Below are 2,706 nucleotides of genomic sequence, written 5' to 3'. Positions count from 1 at the left end.
GTGAACATGAGCGCGCCGCCCGACGCCGCGAACGCACGCGCCCCGACTGCCGCCGCAATCGCGACGAGACCGAGCGCCACGCCGCGCGTTTCGCCGAGCCGACGCGCGAGCCAGCCGGTGCCGAACGCGCCGAGTCCCATCGCGACCACGGGCAGGCTCGTGAGCAGCGAGGCGCCCGAGAACGACAGCCCGGTGTCGTGCCGGATCGTCGCCATGAGGGGACTGATCGACGTGAGCAGGGGCCGCAGATTCAGCCCGATCGCGACGATGGTCGCGTACCAGACGAGCGCGGCGACGCCGTCGGCGCGGGACGGCGAGGAGCGGGATGGGGCCGGGTGAAGTGTCATGCGGTCAACCTGATCTGCGGGATTTGGTTGACCATTGTACAGAATTATTGTCAACAATCTGGCTGGTCGGGCTATCCCGGGTATAACGCAACCGCGGTGCGCCGCCCGGTTTCGTCCGTGGGCGCGCGTCGCTACAATGCGGCCTGATCCTGTCCGCAAGTCAATTCGCACCCACGCTCATGGCATCCCGAACCCGCTCGGCCACGCCGGCCCTTCCGCCCCAGACCGACGACGATTCCGACGACGTCGAAGCCCTCGTCTACGCGTCGATCAATTCGGCGCTGCTGCAAGGCAAGCTCTCGCCGGGCCAGCAGCTCGTCGAGCGCGAACTCGCGGCGGCGTTCGGCTGCACGCGCGGCGCGCTGCGCAAGGTGCTCGCGCGGCTGGGCTACGAAGGCAAGCTCGTGATGGAACCGAATCGCGGGGCGTTCGTGCCGTCGCCGTCCGAGGACGACATTCGCGCGGCGTTTCGCGCGCGGCAGGTGGTGGAGGCGGGCGTGGTGACGAGCCTGTGCGGCGCGCTCGATGCGCGTGCGCGCCGCGCGCTTGCGGCCCACGTGCGCAGCGAAAAGAAGGCGCTGCGCGACGGCCGCGTGGACGAAGCGGTGCGCCTCGCGGGCCAGTTTCATCTGGTGCTGACGGAGATCGCGGGCGGAGCGGCGCTGGTGGCCGCGCTCGCGCAGCTCGTCGCGAAGACGGAGCTGTACAAGGCGCTGTTCGATCCGAACAAGGCCACGACCTGCGCGCCCGACGAGCACGCGCAGATCATCGCCGCACTCGAAGCGGGCGAGCGCGATGCGGCGCTCGCGACCATGCGCGAGCATCTGGCGGAAATCGAGGCGCGGGTGGTGAATCAGGCGCGTGCGCGCGCGGGCCGCGACCTGAAGGCGGTGTTCGCCGGGCTGGCGCCGTAGCGGCCGCGCGCCCGGTGCATGACGAGCGAACGCGCCTAGCGCGTTTCGGCCACGCGCCGGTTCAATTCCTTGGTCGCGGCGAGCGGGATGCGGGCGTCGTCCCACGTGGCGAGCCATTCGACTTCTTTCGAAGCGAAGATCTGGCCGTGATTGCGCAGCGCATATTGCAGCGAATCGATAATGTGATTGCGGATGATCTCGGGTGTATGCGGATCGTCGAGTACGGTGCGGAAAGCTTCGAGCGTGGCCATCGCGATGGCTCCGGCGAGTGTGGCGATTAAGTGGTTATCGCACGACAAAAAGACCGTTGCTAGCGCGTCAAAATAAACTTGTGCTGTGTTTTCCGGCGTCGATGCCTGCACGCGCACGGTTTAGCGCGGTGACGAGACAGGTATCGGCACCAGGCCGAGCGCGTTGATCGCGAAGAAATCGCCGTCGTCGGTAATTGGTTTGGAATGCGTATTAACCTGAATGAAGTTCACGGCGTGCGGAGAAAAGTAGCGATCCATCGTGGTCCTCCAGGATGATCGTCCGTGTGCCGCAAGGCGTCGCGCTACGTGCGCGCGCGTTCCATTGATACACTACGCCGATCGCGCCGCGAACCTGACGGCGCAATCGAAGTACATCGACGAAAAAAGGAATATGACGATGGTGCGCTACCGGCACTACAAAGGCGGCATTTACGAACTGGTTTGCGAAGCGACGCTCGAATCCGATCCGTCGGTCACGATGATCGTGTATCGCGCCGCGAACGGCACGATCTGGACGCGGCCCGAGTCCGTGTTTTTCGAGCTCGTCGAAGTCGATGGCGCGCTCGTGCCGCGCTTTGCGCCCGTCAACTGAACGCCCTGTTTTTCACACCACACGAGGTCCGCTCACGATGCGTCTACTGATTGCTCTGGTCTTGCCCTGGTTGCTGTTCTTCACGATTGGCCGTCCGCTCGCGGGCATCATCTGCCTGATCCTGCAGATCACGCTGATCGGCTGGATTCCTGCAGCCATCTGGGCCGTGTATTCGCTGAGCCAGTATCAAACCGATCGCAAGATCAACGACGCGTTCGGCCGCCGCAATTGACGCTTTGCGTCGCGCGGTTACACCCGTAATGCGCGCTCACAATTCAGCGAGAACTTAAGACTGATTCCACTTTCTTACATATGGAAAGGAGATTCGGTCATGCTTAAATATGCGCTGATGGTGGGCGCCGTCGCCCTGCTCGCGGGGTGCGCCGTGGCGCCCGGTTACGACTATGGATACGGCTACGGCCAGCCCGGTTACTACGACTACGGTTACGCGCCGGGATATGGGGCGCCGGCTTACGGCAGCGTGAATATCGGCATCTGGGGCGGCGGCGGTGATTACTACCGCGGCGGCGGCTGGCACGGTGGCCCGCATGGCGGACCGCCTCCGGGCGGCTGGCATGGCGGCCCCGGCGGCGGGCGCGGGC

Annotated in this window: 6 protein-coding genes and 1 pseudogene; 4 read left to right on the top strand and 3 right to left on the bottom strand. The window is 65.2% G+C overall.

The annotated features are described in order from the left end of the window. A pseudogene (locus tag G3N97_RS38005) lies at nt 1–347 on the bottom strand (MFS transporter); the annotation flags it as partial. A 179-nt stretch (nt 348–526) separates the two neighbouring features. Between G3N97_RS38005 and G3N97_RS38000 the strand changes: the two are divergent. Then, a complete protein-coding gene (locus G3N97_RS38000) occupies nt 527–1,261 on the top strand; it encodes a GntR family transcriptional regulator (RefSeq protein ID WP_205997880.1) in 735 nt (244 codons plus the stop codon). A 35-nt stretch (nt 1,262–1,296) separates the two neighbouring features. Here G3N97_RS38000 and G3N97_RS37995 read toward each other — a convergent pair whose 3' ends face one another. Together G3N97_RS37995 and G3N97_RS37990 are read right to left on the bottom strand one after the other, a co-directional pair. Beyond that, nucleotides 1,297–1,512 (bottom strand): hypothetical protein, encoded by a 216-nt coding sequence (locus G3N97_RS37995; protein WP_065057692.1) that lies wholly within the window; start codon nt 1,510–1,512, stop codon nt 1,297–1,299. A 120-nt stretch (nt 1,513–1,632) separates the two neighbouring features. Further along, nucleotides 1,633–1,770: a hypothetical protein gene (locus tag G3N97_RS37990; RefSeq protein WP_205997879.1), complete on the bottom strand. Its 138-nt coding sequence runs from the start codon at nt 1,768–1,770 to the stop codon at nt 1,633–1,635. A gap of 133 nt (nt 1,771–1,903) precedes the next feature. Between G3N97_RS37990 and G3N97_RS37985 the strand changes: the two genes are divergently transcribed. From G3N97_RS37985 to G3N97_RS37975, 3 genes are all read left to right on the top strand, one after another. Further along, nucleotides 1,904–2,104, top strand: coding sequence for a DUF1653 domain-containing protein (locus G3N97_RS37985; RefSeq protein ID WP_065057693.1), 201 nt, complete (start codon nt 1,904–1,906; stop codon nt 2,102–2,104). 37 nt (nt 2,105–2,141) lie between these two features. After that, nucleotides 2,142–2,336, top strand: coding sequence for a YqaE/Pmp3 family membrane protein (locus G3N97_RS37980; RefSeq protein ID WP_065057694.1), 195 nt, complete (start codon nt 2,142–2,144; stop codon nt 2,334–2,336). Nucleotides 2,337–2,435: 99 nt separating this feature from the next. Beyond that, nucleotides 2,436–2,706 (top strand): hypothetical protein (locus tag G3N97_RS37975; protein WP_205997878.1); only part of this gene is annotated, 271 nt, incomplete at its 3' end.

Origin of the sequence: Paraburkholderia sp. Ac-20347 (assembly GCF_017104805.1) — a bacterium.
Lineage (GTDB): Bacteria > Pseudomonadota > Gammaproteobacteria > Burkholderiales > Burkholderiaceae > Paraburkholderia > Paraburkholderia tropica.
The sequence above is the reverse complement of the archived record's forward strand: the minus strand, read 5'-3'. Positions and strand labels throughout refer to the sequence as shown.

What these genes read in the sequence shown, in the direction of transcription:
- G3N97_RS38000 (WP_205997880.1), top strand. Translation starts at nt 527, where the DNA reads ATGGCATCCCGAACCCGCTCGGCCACGCCGGCCCTTCCGCCCCAGACC.
- G3N97_RS37995 (WP_065057692.1), bottom strand. Translation starts at nt 1,512, where the DNA reads ATGGCCACGCTCGAAGCTTTCCGCACCGTACTCGACGATCCGCATACA.
- G3N97_RS37990 (WP_205997879.1), bottom strand. Translation starts at nt 1,770, where the DNA reads ATGGATCGCTACTTTTCTCCGCACGCCGTGAACTTCATTCAGGTTAAT.
- G3N97_RS37985 (WP_065057693.1), top strand. Translation starts at nt 1,904, where the DNA reads ATGACGATGGTGCGCTACCGGCACTACAAAGGCGGCATTTACGAACTG.
- G3N97_RS37980 (WP_065057694.1), top strand. Translation starts at nt 2,142, where the DNA reads ATGCGTCTACTGATTGCTCTGGTCTTGCCCTGGTTGCTGTTCTTCACG.